The organism is Ruegeria sp. BB10 (genome assembly GCF_056535725.1).
This window is the reverse complement of sequence record NZ_JBQFIW010000001.1, coordinates 3502492-3519813: the sequence shown is the minus strand read 5'-3', so window position 1 is coordinate 3519813 and position 17322 is coordinate 3502492. Positions and strand designations below refer to the sequence as shown.

At 56.1% G+C, this 17322-nt stretch carries 15 protein-coding genes and 1 pseudogene; 11 read left to right on the top strand and 5 right to left on the bottom strand.

Annotation, left to right across the window (positions count from 1 at the left end; all coding sequences use genetic code 11):
* Nucleotides 1-156 precede the first annotated feature (156 nt).
* The 7 genes from ACR3EP_RS18030 to ACR3EP_RS18000 all read left to right on the top strand — a co-directional run bounded on the left by ACR3EP_RS18030 (nucleotide 157) and on the right by ACR3EP_RS18000 (nucleotide 7050).
* Nucleotides 157-1530, top strand: coding sequence for an ammonium transporter (locus ACR3EP_RS18030; protein ID WP_170362869.1), 1374 nt, complete (start codon nucleotides 157-159; stop codon nucleotides 1528-1530).
* Nucleotides 1531-1541: 11 nt separating this feature from the next.
* A complete protein-coding gene (locus tag ACR3EP_RS18025) occupies nucleotides 1542-1757 on the top strand; it encodes a hypothetical protein (RefSeq protein WP_170352110.1) in 216 nt (71 codons plus the stop codon).
* A 146-nt stretch (nucleotides 1758-1903) separates the two neighbouring features.
* Nucleotides 1904-2833 (top strand): class II glutamine amidotransferase, encoded by a 930-nt coding sequence (locus ACR3EP_RS18020; protein ID WP_480638860.1) that lies wholly within the window; start codon nucleotides 1904-1906, stop codon nucleotides 2831-2833.
* 1 nt (nucleotide 2834) lies between these two features.
* Nucleotides 2835-3518, top strand: coding sequence for a GltB/FmdC/FwdC-like GXGXG domain-containing protein (locus ACR3EP_RS18015; RefSeq protein ID WP_170362873.1), 684 nt, complete (start codon nucleotides 2835-2837; stop codon nucleotides 3516-3518).
* A gap of 20 nt (nucleotides 3519-3538) precedes the next feature.
* Nucleotides 3539-4867: an FMN-binding glutamate synthase family protein gene (locus ACR3EP_RS18010; protein ID WP_170352119.1), complete on the top strand. Its 1329-nt coding sequence runs from the start codon at nucleotides 3539-3541 to the stop codon at nucleotides 4865-4867.
* A 79-nt stretch (nucleotides 4868-4946) separates the two neighbouring features.
* Complete coding sequence (glnT, locus tag ACR3EP_RS18005) at nucleotides 4947-6275, top strand: type III glutamate--ammonia ligase (protein WP_170352107.1); 1329 nt, start codon at nucleotides 4947-4949, stop codon at nucleotides 6273-6275.
* 154 nt (nucleotides 6276-6429) lie between these two features.
* Nucleotides 6430-7050: a type 1 glutamine amidotransferase gene (locus ACR3EP_RS18000; RefSeq protein ID WP_480638859.1), complete on the top strand. Its 621-nt coding sequence runs from the start codon at nucleotides 6430-6432 to the stop codon at nucleotides 7048-7050.
* A 10-nt stretch (nucleotides 7051-7060) separates the two neighbouring features.
* On the opposite strand, the gene ACR3EP_RS17995 is transcribed toward ACR3EP_RS18000, so the two are convergent.
* Nucleotides 7061-7495, bottom strand: a complete 435-nt coding sequence (locus ACR3EP_RS17995; protein ID WP_170352105.1) for a group II truncated hemoglobin — start codon at nucleotides 7493-7495, stop codon at nucleotides 7061-7063.
* 141 nt (nucleotides 7496-7636) lie between these two features.
* Between ACR3EP_RS17995 and ACR3EP_RS17990 the strand changes: the two genes are divergently transcribed.
* Complete coding sequence (locus ACR3EP_RS17990) at nucleotides 7637-8479, top strand: EamA family transporter (protein ID WP_480638858.1); 843 nt, start codon at nucleotides 7637-7639, stop codon at nucleotides 8477-8479.
* 463 nt (nucleotides 8480-8942) lie between these two features.
* Here the strand turns inward: ACR3EP_RS17990 and folD are convergent, their stop codons facing one another.
* From folD to ACR3EP_RS17970, 4 genes and pseudogenes are all read right to left on the bottom strand, one after another.
* Nucleotides 8943-9833 (bottom strand): bifunctional methylenetetrahydrofolate dehydrogenase/methenyltetrahydrofolate cyclohydrolase FolD, encoded by an 891-nt coding sequence (gene folD / locus ACR3EP_RS17985; protein WP_170425634.1) that lies wholly within the window; start codon nucleotides 9831-9833, stop codon nucleotides 8943-8945.
* 52 nt (nucleotides 9834-9885) lie between these two features.
* On the bottom strand, nucleotides 9886-10191 hold the full coding sequence (locus ACR3EP_RS17980; protein WP_170352146.1) for a chorismate mutase: 306 nt from the start codon (nucleotides 10189-10191) through the stop codon (nucleotides 9886-9888).
* A 57-nt stretch (nucleotides 10192-10248) separates the two neighbouring features.
* Nucleotides 10249-11923: pseudogene (locus tag ACR3EP_RS17975) on the bottom strand (formate--tetrahydrofolate ligase).
* Nucleotides 11924-12093: 170 nt separating this feature from the next.
* Nucleotides 12094-13074: a LysR substrate-binding domain-containing protein gene (locus ACR3EP_RS17970; protein WP_480638857.1), complete on the bottom strand. Its 981-nt coding sequence runs from the start codon at nucleotides 13072-13074 to the stop codon at nucleotides 12094-12096.
* Nucleotides 13075-13266: 192 nt separating this feature from the next.
* Between ACR3EP_RS17970 and ACR3EP_RS17965 the strand changes: the two genes are divergently transcribed.
* The 3 genes from ACR3EP_RS17965 to ACR3EP_RS17955 all read left to right on the top strand — a co-directional run bounded on the left by ACR3EP_RS17965 (nucleotide 13267) and on the right by ACR3EP_RS17955 (nucleotide 17312).
* On the top strand, nucleotides 13267-14217 hold the full coding sequence (locus ACR3EP_RS17965) for an ABC transporter substrate-binding protein (RefSeq protein WP_170351497.1): 951 nt from the start codon (nucleotides 13267-13269) through the stop codon (nucleotides 14215-14217).
* Between the two features lie 84 nt (nucleotides 14218-14301).
* A complete protein-coding gene (locus ACR3EP_RS17960) occupies nucleotides 14302-15330 on the top strand; it encodes a quaternary amine ABC transporter ATP-binding protein (RefSeq protein WP_170414614.1) in 1029 nt (342 codons plus the stop codon).
* On the top strand, nucleotides 15330-17312 hold the full coding sequence (locus ACR3EP_RS17955; protein ID WP_480638856.1) for an ABC transporter permease: 1983 nt from the start codon (nucleotides 15330-15332) through the stop codon (nucleotides 17310-17312). Before ACR3EP_RS17960 ends, ACR3EP_RS17955 begins: the two co-directional genes overlap by 1 nt.
* Nucleotides 17313-17322: the final 10 nt, after the last annotated feature.

Genomic DNA, 17322 nt, shown 5'->3' with positions numbered 1-17322 from the left:
GGACCCAAAAGTGCATGAAACAAATGCCTAAAAGATGTTTGCCCCACATATCTATTGACAGGTCGCCAATGAAATTGTCCCCTGAGTAGATAAATATTCCCAGCAGGAAATTCTTCGCAGAAAGACCTCCTGCTGCAACAACAGGGAGACTACGAAGTGGATGGTAATCTAAATGCACTAACGACGGTCTTTACCGAGTTCTACTACTGGGTAACGGTCGTTTTCATGTTCCTGATCCATGTGGGCTTTTGCATGTACGAGGTCGGTGCCAGTCGTGCCCGCAACCATATGCACACATTGATGAAAAACATCATGATCATCCCGCTGGTAACGGTCACGTTCTTCTTCTTTGGATGGTGGATTTACTGGGCCTTTCCGAACTTTCCGTTCTGGGGCGGTCTGGACACCGAAGCGGGCGCTGCCAATCTGCCCTGGGCTGATACGATGGCGACCAATTTAAGTGACAGAATCACCGGCGTCTTCTGGGCCGCGTTCTTGCTGTTCTCATGGACTGCCGCCTCGATCGTTTCAGGTTCTGTAATCGAGCGGATCAGATCTTCTGCCCTGTGGGTCCATGCCGTGATGATTGGTTCTGTCTGGTGGATCATAGACGCTGCGTGGGGCTGGCACTATGGCGGCTGGATGGTACGCCTTCTTGGATACCACGACGCCTATGCTTCAGGCGTTATCCACGCGATTGCAGGTGGTTACGCCCTTGGCGTGATTATGGTTCTGGGCCCACGCCTGGGTAAATTTGCCAAGGACGGTACGCCGCGGGATATTCCGCCGCACAACCCCTGGATGCTAACCATCGGGATATTCCTTATCTACACTGGTTTCTGGGGCTTCTACGCCGCGTGTAACGTTCCAGCGATCTCGCCTGAGGCAATCGACGGTCAAATCACAGGTGTGACTTGGACCGCAACCAACATCTATCTGGCCCCAACTACGCTCTCCGCGATTACCTTCAACTTCCTGATGTCGCTGTCCGGCGGGTTGATGGCAGCGTATGTGGTTTCCAAAGGCGACGCCTTCTGGACATTCTCGGGCGGTCTGGCCGGAATTATCACCGCATCGGCAGGTAACGATCTGTATCACCCGATCCAGGCAATGATCATTGCCGCCATCGGTGTCGTGATCGTTTACAAACTGCACTATTGGGTTGAGCGTCGGTTCAAGCTGGATGATGCCGTTGGGGCTGTCGCCGTGCATGGCTACGCAGGGTTCGTTGGCTTGGTGATTTCGGGCTTTGTCCTCTGGGGTGTGCCTTCTTCTCCATATGAAGGCTACGCGACGATTAACCCGGTCGGTCAAATCACTGGTGCTGTCATCATGTTCTTTGTTCTTGGCTTCTTGCCAGGTTGGATTCTGGCGAAAATTCAATCGGCCGCTGGTGTTCTGCGCATCCCGGAAGAAGTTGAACTTCAGGGTCTCGATTACGCTGAACACCATGCCTACGAAGACGCCAAAGCCGCGATTATTGCAGCCGACAAGGAAGAACTGGCTGCCCGTGGCGTAGCAGCTAAGTAAGGGAGAAAAATATGTCTACCAATGGATATACAAATTGGGCCGTGGATCTGGCCGAAGTCGGACCAATCTATCCCTTCCAAGGTTACGAAGTTCTGATGGTCATTGTGGGCGTCATATTCTGGATCGGATGGCATCGCATCCAATTTGTCCGGGAAGGCGAGCACCTTGAGAAAGCCCGTCACACCGGCGACGAAGAAAAAGTGAAAGCACAGCTGGAACGATACTGATCCTGCATTGAAAGCTGGCAATGGGCATAAATTCAAATTCTTGCCCATTGCCTCTCAGGAAAATTTATTTCCTATGATTATTGATGTCCGTTTGAATTGTTGGTACCGTAGAATCATAACGAAACACACAAGGAGATCTGCCAGCCATGTGCGGAATTGTTGGATTATTCCTCAAAGACCAGTCTCTTGCGCCCCAACTGGGCAATATGCTGACAGACATGCTGATTACGATGACGGATCGAGGCCCCGACAGTGCGGGGATTGCGATTTATGGTGAGGAATCAGGTGGCAAGACTAAGATGACGCTGCAGTCGCCCAATCCCAAGGACGACTTTGCCGGTCTAGCCGAAGAGCTGGGGCAGCACTTGGGCCTGGTGGTAAGCCAGACTGATAATGACACGCACACTGTGCTGGAAGTTCCGGCCGGGCAGTTTGAAGCGGCACGGGCCGCGTTGGCAGAAATCCGGCCTTCGGTCCGGATCATGAGCCGGGGCGAGATGCTGGAGATCTACAAGGAAGTTGGCCTACCCAAAGACGTGGCCGCGCGCTTTGACATCAGCAGCATGAGCGGCACGCATGGCATTGGTCATACACGCATGGCAACGGAATCTGCGGTCACGACGATGGGTGCGCACCCGTTCAACACCGGACCCGATCAGTGTCTGGTTCACAACGGCTCGCTGTCAAACCACAACTCGCTGCGCCGCAAGCTGCGTCGCGAAGGAGTGGTAATCCAAACCGAAAACGATACCGAGGTCGGTGCCGCCTATCTGACCTGGAAGATGATGAACGGGGCCACCTTGGGTGAGGCGCTGGAAAGCAGCCTTGAGGATCTGGATGGCTTCTTCACCTTTGTTGTCGGCACCAAGGATGGGTTCGGCGTGGTCCGCGATCCGATCGCCTGCAAACCGGCAGTAATGGCCGAGACCGATCAATACGTGGCCTTTGGCAGCGAATATCGGGCGCTTGTGAACCTGCCCGGCATTGAAGACGCCCGCGTCTGGGAGCCGGAACCGGCAACGGTTTACTTCTGGTCCCACAACGACAGGCCGACAACGACGGAAAAGGCCGCCTGACATGCAGACCTATGATCTTGAAGCAAACGGCCTGCGCGGGCTGAACGCAACGCTGCAATCGCAATCCACCGAGACGAACCAAACCAGCTGGGAGGTTGTGAACCCCAAGGGCAGCCACGCGATTGCCGTCGGGCTGGACGCGCCCATCGAAGTGACAGTCAAGGGGTCCACCGGCTACTACTGCGCTGGCATGAACCAGCAGGCGACGGTCAAGGTTGAAGGCTCGGTCGGGCCTGGCGTGGCCGAGAACATGATGTCCGGTCAGGTGATCGTCGATGGCGATGCCAGCCAGTATGCCGGGGCCACGGGTCATGGCGGGTTGCTTGTGATCAAGGGCAATGCAAGCTCGCGTTGCGGAATTTCGATGAAAGGCATCGACATCGTTGTGCATGGCAGTATCGGCCACATGTCGGCCTTTATGGCACAGGCCGGTAACCTTGTGGTCTGTGGCGATGCAGGCGACGCGCTTGGCGACTCGCTGTATGAAGCGCGACTGTTCGTGCGCGGCTCGGTCAAAAGTCTCGGCGCTGACTGCATCGAGAAAGAAATGCGCCCCGAGCACCTGGAGATTCTGAAGGACCTGCTGGATCGCGCAGGCGCGGACGCCAGTCCGGAAGAGTTCAAACGCTACGGCTCAGCTCGCGAACTGTACAACTTCGACATCGACAATTCCGCCGCTTACTGAGGAAGAAGGGTATGAAAGATATGGACGATCAGATCCCCCGCACCCTGCCGATCCAGTCGGCGACATTTTCCAACCCGATCAATGCCGAGATCCGTCGCGCCGCAGCCACGGGCATCTATGACATCCGCGGTGGCGGTGCCAAGCGCAAGGTGCCCCATTTTGACGACTTGCTGTTTCTGGGCGCGTCGGTGTCACGCTATCCGTTGGAAGGCTATCGCGAACGCTGCGACACCTCGGTAACGCTGGGCACGCGCTTTGCCAAGAAACCGATTGAACTGGACATTCCGATCACCATTGCGGGCATGAGCTTTGGCGCGCTCTCTGGCCCGGCGAAAGAAGCCTTGGGCCGGGGCGCATCGGCAGCTGGCACGTCAACCACCACCGGTGACGGCGGTATGACACCCGAGGAACGCGGTCACTCCAGCAAGCTGGTCTACCAGTATCTGCCCTCGCGCTATGGCATGAACCCAAACGACCTGAGGAAGGCCGACGCGATCGAGATCGTGGTCGGTCAGGGTGCCAAACCCGGTGGCGGCGGTATGCTGCTGGGACAGAAGATTAGCGACCGTGTGGCCGAAATGCGCACCTTGCCCAAGGGTATCGACCAGCGCTCGGCCTGTCGCCATCCTGACTGGACCGGCCCGGATGATCTGGAAATCAAGATCCTCGAATTGCGTGAGATTACAGACTGGCAAGTGCCGATTTATGTCAAGGTTGGCGCGACCCGCCCCTATTATGATACGGCATTGGCGGTAAAGGCCGGTGCCGATGTGGTGGTGATGGACGGGATGCAGGGCGGTACGGCCGCGACGCAGGACGTCTTTATCGAACATGTGGGCCTACCGACGCTTTCGTGCATTCGCCCTGCCGTGCAGGCGCTGCAGGATCTGGGTGTGCATCGCGAGGTTCAGCTGGTGATCTCGGGCGGAATCCGCACCGGAGCCGATGTCGCGAAAGCTTTGGCGCTTGGCGCGGATGCGGTGGCCATTGGCACCGCAGCGCTGGTGGCGCTTGGCGACAACGATCCGAAATGGGAAGCCGAGTATCAGAAGCTGGGCACTACCACCGGAGCCTATGACGACTGGCACGAAGGTCAGGATCCAGCAGGCATTACTACACAGGATCCCGATCTTGCCGCCCGTCTAAACCCGGTCGAGGCCGGACGCCGTCTGCGCAACTATCTCAAGGTGATGACGCTTGAGGCACAGACCATCGCGCGGGCCTGTGGTCACAACCACTTGCACAACCTCGAACCCGAAGACCTATGCGCCCTGACCATGGAGGCAGCCGCGATGGCCCGAGTGCCATTGGCCGGTACCAGCTGGTACCCGGGCAAAGAAGGGTTCTGAAAAATAATTGCGCGGCTCTCTGACAAGGGCCGCGTTTTGCATTTGAACAACGAAAAACAACAGGGAAAGGAAAGCCATCGTGACGACAGATCTCGCAGCTTTCGCAAAAGAAAAAGGCGTCAAATACTTCATGATCTCTTTCACCGACCTGTTCGGTGGGCAGCGGGCTAAGCTAGTGCCCGCACAGGCGATAGCCGACATGCAAGAAGATGGCGCGGGTTTTGCCGGGTTTGCTACCTGGTTGGACATGACCCCGGCGCATCCTGACATGTTGGCAGTGCCGGACCCCTCCTCAGTCATTCAATTGCCGTGGAAGCCCGAGGTGGCTTGGGTTGCTGGCAACTGTGTGATGGAAGGCAATGACGTCGCTCAGGCTCCACGCAACGTGTTGAGACGCCTGATCGGCGAGGCCGCCGAAATGGGCATGCATGTCAAGACCGGCATCGAGGCCGAGTTCTTCCTGTTGACCCCTGATGGCGAGCAAATCAGCGACCCGTTCGATACCGCCGAAAAACCTTGCTATGATCAGCAGGCGGTGATGCGCCGCTATGACGTGGTGCGCGAGATCTGCGACTACATGCTGGAATTGGGCTGGGGACCCTATCAGAACGACCACGAAGACGCCAATGGCCAATTCGAAATGAACTGGGAGTTCGATGATGTCCTGCGCACCGCGGACAAGCACTCCTTCTTCAAGTTCATGACAAAGTCGGTGGCCGAAAAACACGGCTTCCGCGCTACTTTCATGCCCAAGCCCGTTGAAGGGCTGACTGGTAATGGTTGCCACGCCCATATCTCGGTCTGGGATGCGCCTGGGGCAGAGTCCAAAACGAACGTCTTTGCCGGTGAAGGCGAAGGCCCGACTGGCGAGGTTGGGCTGGGTGAACAGGGCAAGTACTTCCTGGGCGGGATCATGAAACATGCAAGTGCTCTGGCCGCGATCACCAACCCGACCGTGAACAGCTACAAGCGCATCAACGCGCCGCGCACCATGTCGGGCGCGACCTGGGCTCCCAATACCGTGACCTGGACTGGCAACAACCGCACCCATATGGTCCGAGTTCCCGGCCCGGGCCGTTTCGAGTTGCGTCTGGCCGACGGGGCCACCAACCCCTATCTGCTGCAGGCGGTCATCATCGCCGCGGGCCTGTCCGGCATCCGCTCGAAGGCTGATCCGGGGCGGCGTTGGGACATCGACATGTATGCCGAAGGACACACCGTCACCGACGCCCCTAAACTGCCGCTGAACATGCTCGACGGATTGCGCGAATACGACAACGATACTGAGCTGAAAGCCATGATGGGTCAGGAATTCTCAAGCGCATTCCTCAAAATGAAACACCAGGAGTGGAACTCCTTCGTCAGTCATTTCTCACGCTGGGAAAAAGACCACACACTCGACATCTAGACAAATCAGGGGCTGCAGACATTCTGCTGCCCCACCCCTTCGGTCAGACGGAGACCCGCACCTCGTGAACATTCTGATTTTCCAGCATTCGCCGGGCGAAAACCCCGGAGCGTTTCTGGAACACACTTCGTCATGCGGTGATACGGCCAGCATTGTGCATCTCTATGATGGTCAACCGATCCCGCAGCTCGACGAATTTGATTTGCTTCTTGTTCTGGGCGGTCCGATGGACGTCTGGGAAATCGAAGCTAACCCATGGCTTGTGCGTGAGAAGCAAGCAATCAGGACTTGGGTTCAAGACTTCAAACGTCCTTATTTTGGTATTTGTCTGGGCCACCAACTTTTGGTTGACGCGCTAGGTGGGAAATGCGCACGCATGCAAAAGCCCGAGATCGGTGTGCATTCCATCAATCTGACCGATAACACGCGGGGTGATCCGCTGTTCGAGCTCTTGCCTCATCAATTCCGGGTGCTTCAATGGCATGGAGTTGAAGCTGTTGATCTGCCAGCCGACACATCAATTCTGGCACAATCTGATGCCTCTGCTGTTCAGGCATTGCGGGTTTCGGACTGTGCGTGGAGCGTACAATTTCACCCCGAACTTGTTCAGGGCACGATCCAATCGTGGATGGGCGACCCCGCCAACCATCAATGCGCCGTTGATTGGCTTGGCTCTGCAGATGCAGCGTGGGAAATGGTTTCTGACAGCGACAAAATAGTTGAAGAACAATTCAAGATAACATCCAGTATCTATAACAGATTACGACAGATCTGATCACACGCGATCAACCCGGAACCTCAAGGTTCTTTTCGCTGTCTGCTTCAACCCTCCAATCGGGGACATCGTTGACAAGCATCAGCGCAGCGCGGCGCAATGTTGTGCGCATTTTGTCCACCACTGGACCGTCCATTTCGCAATCTGCCAACGCGGCGTCAAAAGTTTCCAGCCAAAGCTCGGCATCCGCTTCACGTATCGGCACATGCGCGTGGATTTCTCGCAAGTCCATATGACCAAATCGCTCACGATAATATGCACGACCGCCCAAAAACCCGCTCAGGAATTCGAACTGCGCCTGTCTTGTATGAGACAACCCATGACCGCGAAAATGTAGCCTGTGCAACGAATGCACCGCCGGGTCGGTCTCCATTCGGTCGTAGAACCGCTCGACAAGAGTCCGCAGCTTTTCTTCGCCACCGAGTTGATCCAAAGCCGATGACATAGGTCTCTTCTCCGAGCTGCCGTTGTCAATAAATATTGCATATCAGGAAAATAAGTTTATCACCAGTGACATGTTGGCGCGATTGATATCAAGAGAAGGATACGAAATTTCCGGGCATTCCAAGTTGCGCGAGGTGACCGGATGAGTGCCCTTGCACTGGGTCTGCTGGCAGCATTGTGCTGGGGTTTTCACGATCTTGCCGTGCGATATGTCAGCCAGACCGTCAGTGTCATTGCCGCATTGATGGCCGTGCTGGTTGCAGGGGCACTGTTACAGTTCGGTCTTGTGGCAATTTGGGCTGGGTTCGCCCCTATGTCCGCCAAGGCAGTGTCCTACGCAGTTGTAGCGGGCGGCTTTTACTTGCTGGCTGGCCTCAGCATGTATGCTGCGTTTCAGCGCGGGCCTGTACGTCTGGTTGCCCCGCTTGTCGCCAGCTATCCGGTCCTGTCTGTCACACTTGCGATTTGGCGCGGTTCCGAGGTCAGCATCTGGCATTGGCTGGCAATCATTGCCATTGGTGCCGGCGTGTCCATTGTATCGACTCGATCCGACGACAGTACAGAGTACCCTGCCGCCGGGCCGACGATTGCCTTTTCCATACTCGCTGCAGTCGGGTTCGCTGCAACGTTCGCTTTGGGTCAGTATGCAGCCGAACTGGGCGACGAATTCACTGTTTCATTGATTGGCCGTCTGACCGCTATCCCTGTGCTGGCAGCAATCGCTATTGCATCTCGCAAGTCGCTTTGGCCGGGCACACGAGCCCTGCCCCTGTTGTGCCTGATGGGTGCGCTCGATGCGGTGGCAATTCTGTGCGTCGTGTCTGCCGGGGGGTTGCCCAATGCCCAATACGCGTCCGTTACAGCGTCGATCTTCGGGTTGTTTACCGTTGTATTGGCCTGGGCAATTTTGCGAGAGGAAATGGCTTTCTTTCAATGGCTTGGATGCACCATTGCTTTTGTCGGAATTGGCTATCTCGCGACCTGAGCATCTCTCTTATCCAGCGCAATCCTATGGGCCTGATGGGCTGCAATCGCACTGTTCAGTATGCAATCAACTTCGCCCGGACGAACGGGTCCGGGATAGTGCCATGCCCCGGGGCGAATGAGGTCTTTGTGTCTCTGCAATTCACTTCGCAGGTTGAGTACGTCAATATGCGCAGGTACGTCAGGTAAAAGAAGGACAGCTTAGACATCCACCGCCCCGCTCAGTTGTTTGATCTGAGTTTGACATTCGTCCTGCGACATATCTTTGCCCCAGAATTGCTGATCCAGTGCCATGTCTGTTTGTGCCGCGCGGGTTATCAAAGCGCGGGTGCGTGCAACATTCGTCGAAGAGTGGCCAATTGACACTATCACCATACGCGTGGCGCGGCCCGCCAAACGCCAATATTGTAGCACTTTTGAACTAGCAGACTTGCTACCGCCTGATCGAAGAACGGCAGCAAATCTCAAGCTGTCAGGCCTTCGGGCTCTGGCAAGGCATTGGCGCGACAGCAGGCCGTCAGTGTGTTGGCCAGCAGGCAGGCGATGGTCATCGGTCCGACGCCACCGGGCACGGGTGTGATCGCTCCGGCGCGTTCGGCCGCGCTGGCGTAATCTACGTCACCAACCAGCTTGTTCTTGCCGTCCCGTTCAATTCGGTTGATGCCCACGTCAATCACTGTTGCACCTTCCTTGATCCAATCGCCCGGGATCATCTCGGGGCGGCCAACGGCAGCAACGACGATATCTGCGCGGCGCACAACATCAGGCAGGTCCTTGGTGCGACTGTGTGCGATGGTCACGGTGCAGCTGTCACCCAGCAACAACTGCGCCATCGGCTTACCCACGATATTCGATCGGCCCACAACAACCGCATCCATTCCCGAGAGCGAGCCATGGTAGTCGCGCAGCATCATCAAACACCCCAGCGGCGTGCAAGGCACCATCGACTTCTGCCCGGTACCCAGCAGTCCCACGTTCGAGATGTGGAAACCATCAACGTCCTTGGCCGGGTCAATCGAGTTGATCACCAGATCTTCGTTCAGGTGTTTGGGCAGGGGCAACTGCACCAGAATACCATGCACGGCTGGGTCGTTGTTCAGCTTGTCGATCAACGCCAGCAGATCTTCTTCGGACGTGTCGATGTCCAGCTTGTGCTCGTACGAGTTCATGCCGACCTCGACGGTCATCTTTCCCTTGGACCGCACATAGACCTGGCTTGCTGGGTCTTCGCCTACAAGAACCACGGCCAGGCCGGGGGTGATGCCGTTTTCTTCTTTCAGCTTTGCGACCTGGTCGGCCACCTGGCCGCGTACTTTTGCGGCAAAGGCCTTACCGTCGATAACCTGCGCTACCATCCTTTGATCCCTTCTTTTCAAAACGGATCGGGCGCACAAAGCGCCCGGTTCTTCATTCGGGGCCGAGCACGCGTTCTTCGCGGGCAATCGACCAGTCAATCAAGATGCGCCAAAGCTTCTCGGCAAGATCGGGGTCCATGCCCAACTCGTCGGAACTTGTGCGCACGCGCTGCACCACATCTTCGACACGATCCGGAATTCGGGCGGGTAGCCCCTCGCCGGGTTTCAACTGAGACGCACGATCTATGTAAGTTGCGCGCGCCACCAACATTTCAATCAATTGGCGATCCAGCTTGTCGATCTGAACCCGCAATTCCCGCATCGAGTGGCAGTCCTGCGGCGGTATCAGAGTGGGCATTTCAATCTCCTGCGGTCCGGGGATACCCCCGGACCACGAGATGTATCATTCGGGCGCTTAGAACAAGCCCTCGATCTCACCTGCGTCATTGAGGCAGATGGTTTCAGCAGCCGGTTTGCGTGGCAGGCCGGGCATGGTCATGATCTCGCCGCAGACAACCACGATGAAGCCGGCGCCTGCGGACAGGCGAACCTCGCGCACCGGAACCGAATGGCCGGTGGGCGCGCCGCGCAGGGTCGGATCAGTCGAGAAGCTGTATTGCGTCTTGGCCATGCAGACCGGTAGATTGCCGTATCCGGCCTCTTCCCATTCGCGCAACTGGTTGCGAATCTTGTTGTCAGCCAGAACCTCGTCAGCGCGGTAGATGCGCTTGGCGATGGTTTCGATCTTTTCGAACAACGGCATTTCGTCGGGGTAGATCGGTGCAAAGTTCGCAGCACCATTTTCGACGATTTCCACAACTTTCTCAGCCAGAGGCGCAGAACCGTCTGAACCGAGCTCCCAGTGACGCGACAGAACTGCTTCGACACCATGTTCGGCGCAATAGTCCTTGACGGCCTGCACTTCGTCATCGGTGTCGGTGACAAAGTGGTTGATGGCGACAACAACGGGCACGCCGAAGGATTTCACGTTCTCGATGTGACGGCCCAGGTTGGCACAGCCCGACTGAACCGCGTCGACGTTTTCGGCACCCAGATCGGCTTTGGCAACACCGCCGTTCATCTTCATCGCGCGCACGGTGGCGACCAGAACAACTGCCGACGGCGCGATGCCCGCCTTGCGGCACTTGATGTTCATGAATTTCTCGGCACCCAAGTCAGCACCAAAACCCGCTTCGGTGACAACATAATCGGCCACTTTCAGAGCGGTTTTGGTCGCGATGACCGAGTTACAGCCGTGTGCGATGTTCGCGAAAGGACCACCATGGACAAAGGCCGGGTTGTTTTCCAGCGTTTGCACCAGATTGGCTGCATCGCGTCTTTCAGCAGAACGGTCATTGCGCCTTCGGCCTTGATGTCGCGGCAGTAAACCGGGGTCTTATCGCGGCGATAGGCGACAATGATGTCACCCAGACGCTTTTCCAGGTCTTTTAGGTCGGTGGCCAGGCAGAGGATCGCCATGACCTCGGACGCCACGGTGATGTCAAAGCCGGTTTCACGCGGGAAACCGTTCGACACGCCACCCAAGCTGGCGGTGATCTGACGCAGCGCACGGTCGTTCATGTCGACCCACGACGCCACGCAACGCGACGAATGTCGATCTCGCACTCATTGCCCCAGTAGATGTGGTTGTCGATCATCGCCGACAGCAGCGAGTGGGCCGAGGTGATGGCATGGAAGTCACCTGTGAAGTGCAGGTTCATCTCTTCCATGGGAACAACCTGCGCGTAACCGCCACCCGCAGCACCACCCTTCATCCCGAAGTTCGGGCCAAGCGAGGCTTCGCGGATACAGATCATCGCGTTTTTGCCGATGCGGTTCAGGCCATCGCCCAGACCGACGGTGGTGGTTGTCTTACCCTCACCCGCAGGGGTCGGGTTGATCGCGGTCACCAGAATCAGTTTGCCGTCTTCACGACCTTGAACCGAGTTGATGAAGTCCTGGCTGACTTTCGCCTTGTCGTGGCCGTAAGGCAGCAGATCGTCACTGGAGATGCCAATTTTCGCACCGATTTCCTGAATCGGCTTCTTGTTCGCCTCACGGGCGATTTCGATGTCGGATTTGTAGCTCATTGGGTGCTGGGCTCCGTGCAAAGTAGGTTTAACGGACTCAAACCCGTCCGCATCTGCGACCGGGGAGGAATCGAATACTTTCTTTACGGTAAATAATTTTTCCCTTGGGTCAACCTTGGAAATACGAGGACATGACCGAAAGGGTATTTGTTACCCAATGGGATCACGGTTCACGCGTAACGTTTGCGCACCGCGCTAAGCCCCAACAACCAATCCTCAACGATGCGTAATTCCGGGAATGCTTTTTGCGTTGGGCTTTTAAGAAGATAATACCCAGACTGTGTTCGCACCGAGACGTCCTGAATTGGTCTGACCAACGCGCCGCTTTCAAGCAGTGGGTCGACAAGATGGGCCCAACCCAATGCGACCCCCAATCCATCGACTGCAGCTTGTATAGAGAGAGGATAGGTGTTGAAGGCCACAGCGCGCTCCATCAATGAGGTCGAAATATCATTGCCGTTGAACCACGTGTGCCATGTCATCCATTCCGCGTGACTACTGGTCACCTCAATCAGATCCAACTCTGGCAAAGCAGTTAAATCTGTCACCGTCGGATTACTATTGAGATACTCCGGGCTGCAGACCGGGAAAACAGTTTCCCCAAATAACAGCTGAGCATGATATCCAGGCCATTCCCCATCCCCGCGCAATATCGTCAAATCCATCGAATCTGAAAGGCACTCTGCATCACTGTCGGAAGACACCAACGAAATACGAATGCGATCATTAGATTTGTTGAATTTTCTTAGCTGTGGCATCAACCAGAGTGACGCAACCGAGTTGGTCGCAGAGATCGAGACTGTGTTGGCCTGATGTTTAGCCAGCATGTCACGGCTAACATCCCGCATCAGGTCCAGCGACTTTTCCACAGTTGCCAACAAAATCGCACCTTGTTGCGTCAGCGAGACCGAGCGATGACCTCTGACAAACAGCGGAACATCATAATGCTGCTCCAGCAGTCGCACCTTGCGGCTGATTGCCGTTTCAGAAATGTTGAGCACCTTGCTGGCCTGCGCAAAACTCTGCGCCTTCGCAGCCGCTTCAAATGCCAAAAGGTAATCGAGCGGTGGAAGGACCTTCCCGGTAATTGGCGCTTTCTTTGGCATCTGAAGGCGGTTTCCCAATCTGAAGATGATCGCAATCAAAAACATTTGCCCGTTTCGACTGGAAACCGATCAGGCAACTGACTGTTAAAATAGTGAAAAGTCAGATTTGCCTCAAGAATTTATAGGCAATGCCTCTCAAATTTCTGTTCTGCGTCTCGTGAAAACTTAGGCAGAATGAGAAAATTCGGGGCCGGAAGAGTCCGCAGATAAGAAATGTACGTCACTCAGGGAGCAAACATGAAACTCACAAACCTATTTTCTGCTGCAACCTTGGCAGCGGTAGCGGGCACCGGAGCGTTCGCCGAAGACAGCAGCGATCCGATCGTCATTCCAATTCACAACTGGTCCAGTCAGATCGTGATGTCTTACGTTACAGGTCAACTACTCGAAGAGATCGGTGACAACGTCGAATACGTCACAACAGACAGTCAGGCGGTCTACGAGTCGGTACGCTTGGGCGATGTCACACTTGAGATGGAAGTCTGGGAAGGTGCATTTGGCGCATCCTTCCGCGCCGCGCTGGAAAAGGGTGGTCTGCATGATGCAGGCGATCATGATGCAGTCACGCGCGAGGATTGGTGGTATCCGATGTGGACTAAGGAATCCTGCCCCGGCCTGCCTGATTGGCAAGCTTTAAACGACTGCGCGCATCTTTTCGCAACAGCGGAAACCGGGGACAAAGGCCGGTATCTGGATGGACCCGTCGACTGGTTGAAGCACGGTAAGGAACGTGCCGAAGCGCTTGATTTGAATTTCACGGTTATCAATGCGGGTTCGGCTGCAGCCCTTTGGGCCGAGATCGGAGCGGCAGAGGCGGATAAGAAACCTGTTCTGGTCTTCAACTGGACACCCAACTTCGCCGAAGCTGTCTGGCCCGGTGAGTTTGTTGAATTTCCGGCCTGGGAAGATGGTTGCGACAAAGATCCATCCAAAGGTCCGAATCCCGATGCGTTGTATGATTGCGGAAACCCAGCCAGCGGTTACCTGAAAAAAGCCGCATGGGATGGCATGAAAGATAAGTGGCCGGCTGCCTACTGCGTATTGACTGAAATTTCGTTCACCAACCCGCAAATCGCGGAAATGGCCAAGCTGGTCGATACAGACGAGCTGGAACCGGAAGAGGCAGCAGCCGAATGGCTGGACGCTAACCGCGCTGTTGTTGACCCCTGGATCAGCGCCTGCAGTTGATAAACCGGTCATTCGCGACGAAACTGGCGCGGCCTTGCTGATCTCGGTTAAGCGAGGCCGCGCCTAACAAGAAAGAAGGCAGCCATGTCCGCCACAGCGCCCGTCATCTCAGCCAAAAACGTCTGGAAACTGTTTGGAGCCTCTCCTGAGACCTATCTGAAATCTATGCCCGCGGGTCGCAGTTTCGACGAGATACGTGCGGACGGTTACATCGCTGGGGTCAAAGACGTCTCAATTGAAGTTGGCCGGGGTGAAATGCTGGTCATCATGGGGCTGTCCGGATCAGGTAAGTCTACTCTGGTACGGTGCTTTTCACGTCTTCATGACATTACCGGCGGCACGATTGAGGTTGACGGTCAGAACATCATGAGCCTGAGCGAGCGCGACCTGATCGAGTTGCGACGCAACAAGATGGGCATGGTGTTCCAGTCCTTCGGTCTGCTGCCGCATCGTACGGTTCTGGATAACGTGGCCTTCCCGCTGGAAATGCGCGGTCAGGATCGCCATGACCGACGCGAACGCGCATTGGAAGTAATCAAGCTGGTGGGCCTTGAGGGTCGTGAAGAATATTTCCCGCGCGAACTCAGCGGCGGGCAACAGCAACGCGTCGGCATCGCCCGGTCCCTGGCGATTGAGCCGGATATTTGGTTCCTGGATGAACCGTTCTCCGCCCTTGACCCTCTGATCCGACGTGAAATGCAGGATGAATTCCTACGGCTTCAAGAGATGCTGGGTAAAACCATCGTCTTTATCACTCATGATTTTGACGAAGCGCTGCGTTTGGCAGATCGGATCGCGATCATGCGCAATGGCGCGGTTGAACAGTGTGACACACCCGATCAAATCGTCATGAATCCTGCCACTGAATATGTGGCGAAATTTACCGAGGACATCGACAAAGCCCGCGTGGTGCATGCGAAAGGGCTGGCGAAACCGGTCAACGGGCACGCTTTGGAAGGAGCTCCGATCAATGGTGGCGCAACGATCCACGAACTTGCGCGAGTTCTGGTCAATGACAGCCGCATCCTTTTGCCGGTTGCAGATGACAAAGGCGTTATCACCGGTGTCCTAGAACGCGACACCGCTCTGAATGTTCTGCTCGGAGCCGAATAATGGCGACGCTGTCCACTGATCTGACGGAGACTTCGGGCAAGCCGTGGGGACGTACACGGGTACTTACCGCGCTGCTTGCAGTGGCGTTTGCACTGATCCTTGCCAAAGCCGCTGGTATTCTGCCTGAATGGCTGAACCGCATCCCCGAAGCGGCGATCCCGCCCACCGCACAAGTTCTGGATGCGATCTTCAACTTCATCCAGAATGACCTGGGCCTGATATACGTCACCCGCTTCATCGCGGAAGGTCCGCTTGAATTCCTGCTGGATACATCGGCCAACCTTTTGGAAGGCAAGCGTCGCTGGCCCTATCTGGGACCGATCCCATGGTCTGCGATTGCCGCCGTTGCCGCGGTTGTGGGTTATGCTGTCGGTGGATGGAAGTTGGCCGCGTTGGGCGCGGGCACCTTTATCTGGACCGCAGCAATCGGCCAGTGGAAGATCGCCATGCAAACAATGTCGGTGATCGTGGTTGCAGCACCCCTGGCGTTCCTGCTGGGGCTGGCTTTGGGTATTGCCGCATGGAAATACGGTTGGTTCGAGCGGGTCCTGAAGCCCATCCTGTCCATATTGCAAACCCTGCCCTTCTTTACCTACCTGCTGCCTGCGGTGATTTTCTTCAAGGTGGGTCCAACCGCCGGGGCCGTTGCAACGATTACATTCGCGATCCCGCCGATGATCCTGATGACAACGCTGGGGCTCAAGAAGGTTAGCCCCGAAGTGATCGAAGCGGGTCAGATGTCCGGCTGTACTCGCTGGCAGATGCTGCGCCATGTATACATTCCGGCAGCGCGCACCGAAATTCTGGTTGGCGTCAATCAGGTGATCATGCTGTGTCTGGCAATGGTCGTTCTGACCGCCTTTATCGGAATGCCGGGTCTTGGCGCTAAACTGTTGGCGATGATGGGAAGTTTCAAGCTCGGACGATCCTTCGAGATTGGCATCACTATCGTCCTTTTGGCCGTGACTTTGGACCGGATGTCCAAGGCCTGGGTGGTCAAGCAACCAGTTCACTTTGAACGCAACACGCCCTGGTGGAAGCGGCATCAAATCTCGCTGGTCGCACTGGGTCTGTTCATCGGGTTTATCCTGCTATCACAGGTATTCCCGATCCTGGCTGAAGTTGGCCGCAAACAGCACCTGAGCCAAGGCAAGGAAATTGACGTGGTGATCAAGTCGTTCCTGGCTATCGACGCCATCAAGGGAACAACTGAATGGTTGCGCTGGTTCCTGAACGTCAAGGTTCTGATCCCGTTCCGGGACACGCTGCTGGCGATCCCGACCCCCGCCTTCATCCTAATAGTCGTTGCCTTTGCCTATTGGGTCGGCGGACGCCGCCCAGGTATCTATGCGGCAGTGTTTTTTACCATCGTCGCATTCTCGGGTTGGTGGGACCGGTCGGTGATCACTCTGTATACAGTTATCTCGGCTGTTGCGCTGGCCACACTGATCGGAATACCGCTGGGCGTAATCGCTGCCCGGTCCGAACGCTGGTCGAAAAGCATCCTTCTGGCCTGCGACACCGCGCAGACCTTCCCCAGCTTTATTTATCTTATCCCAGCGATCATGTTGTTCGGTGTCAATGACGTGGCGGTTGTGTTCTCGATCCTGATCTTCGCCGCCGTACCGCTGATCCGGTACACTATTATTGGCCTCAGCAGCGTCCCGCCGGAAATGACCGAAGCCGCCGACATGTCCGGCTCAACCCGTCGCCAAAAGCTGATGTCGGTACAGTTCCCACTGGCTCTGCCAACTATGGCGGTCGGGTTCAATCAGGCCATCATGTTCGCCTTTTTCATGGTCATCATCGCAGCCTTTATCGGCACGCAGGACCTTGGGCAAGAACTTCAGCGAACGCTGGCCGGAACCGAGTTGGGCAAAAACTTTGTCCTCGGCCTGAACGTGTCGCTGATGGCGCTGACCTTTGACATGGCGATCAGCAGCTGGGCGGAACAGCGTAAAAAGCGACTGGGGCTCGATTAAGATGGCACAA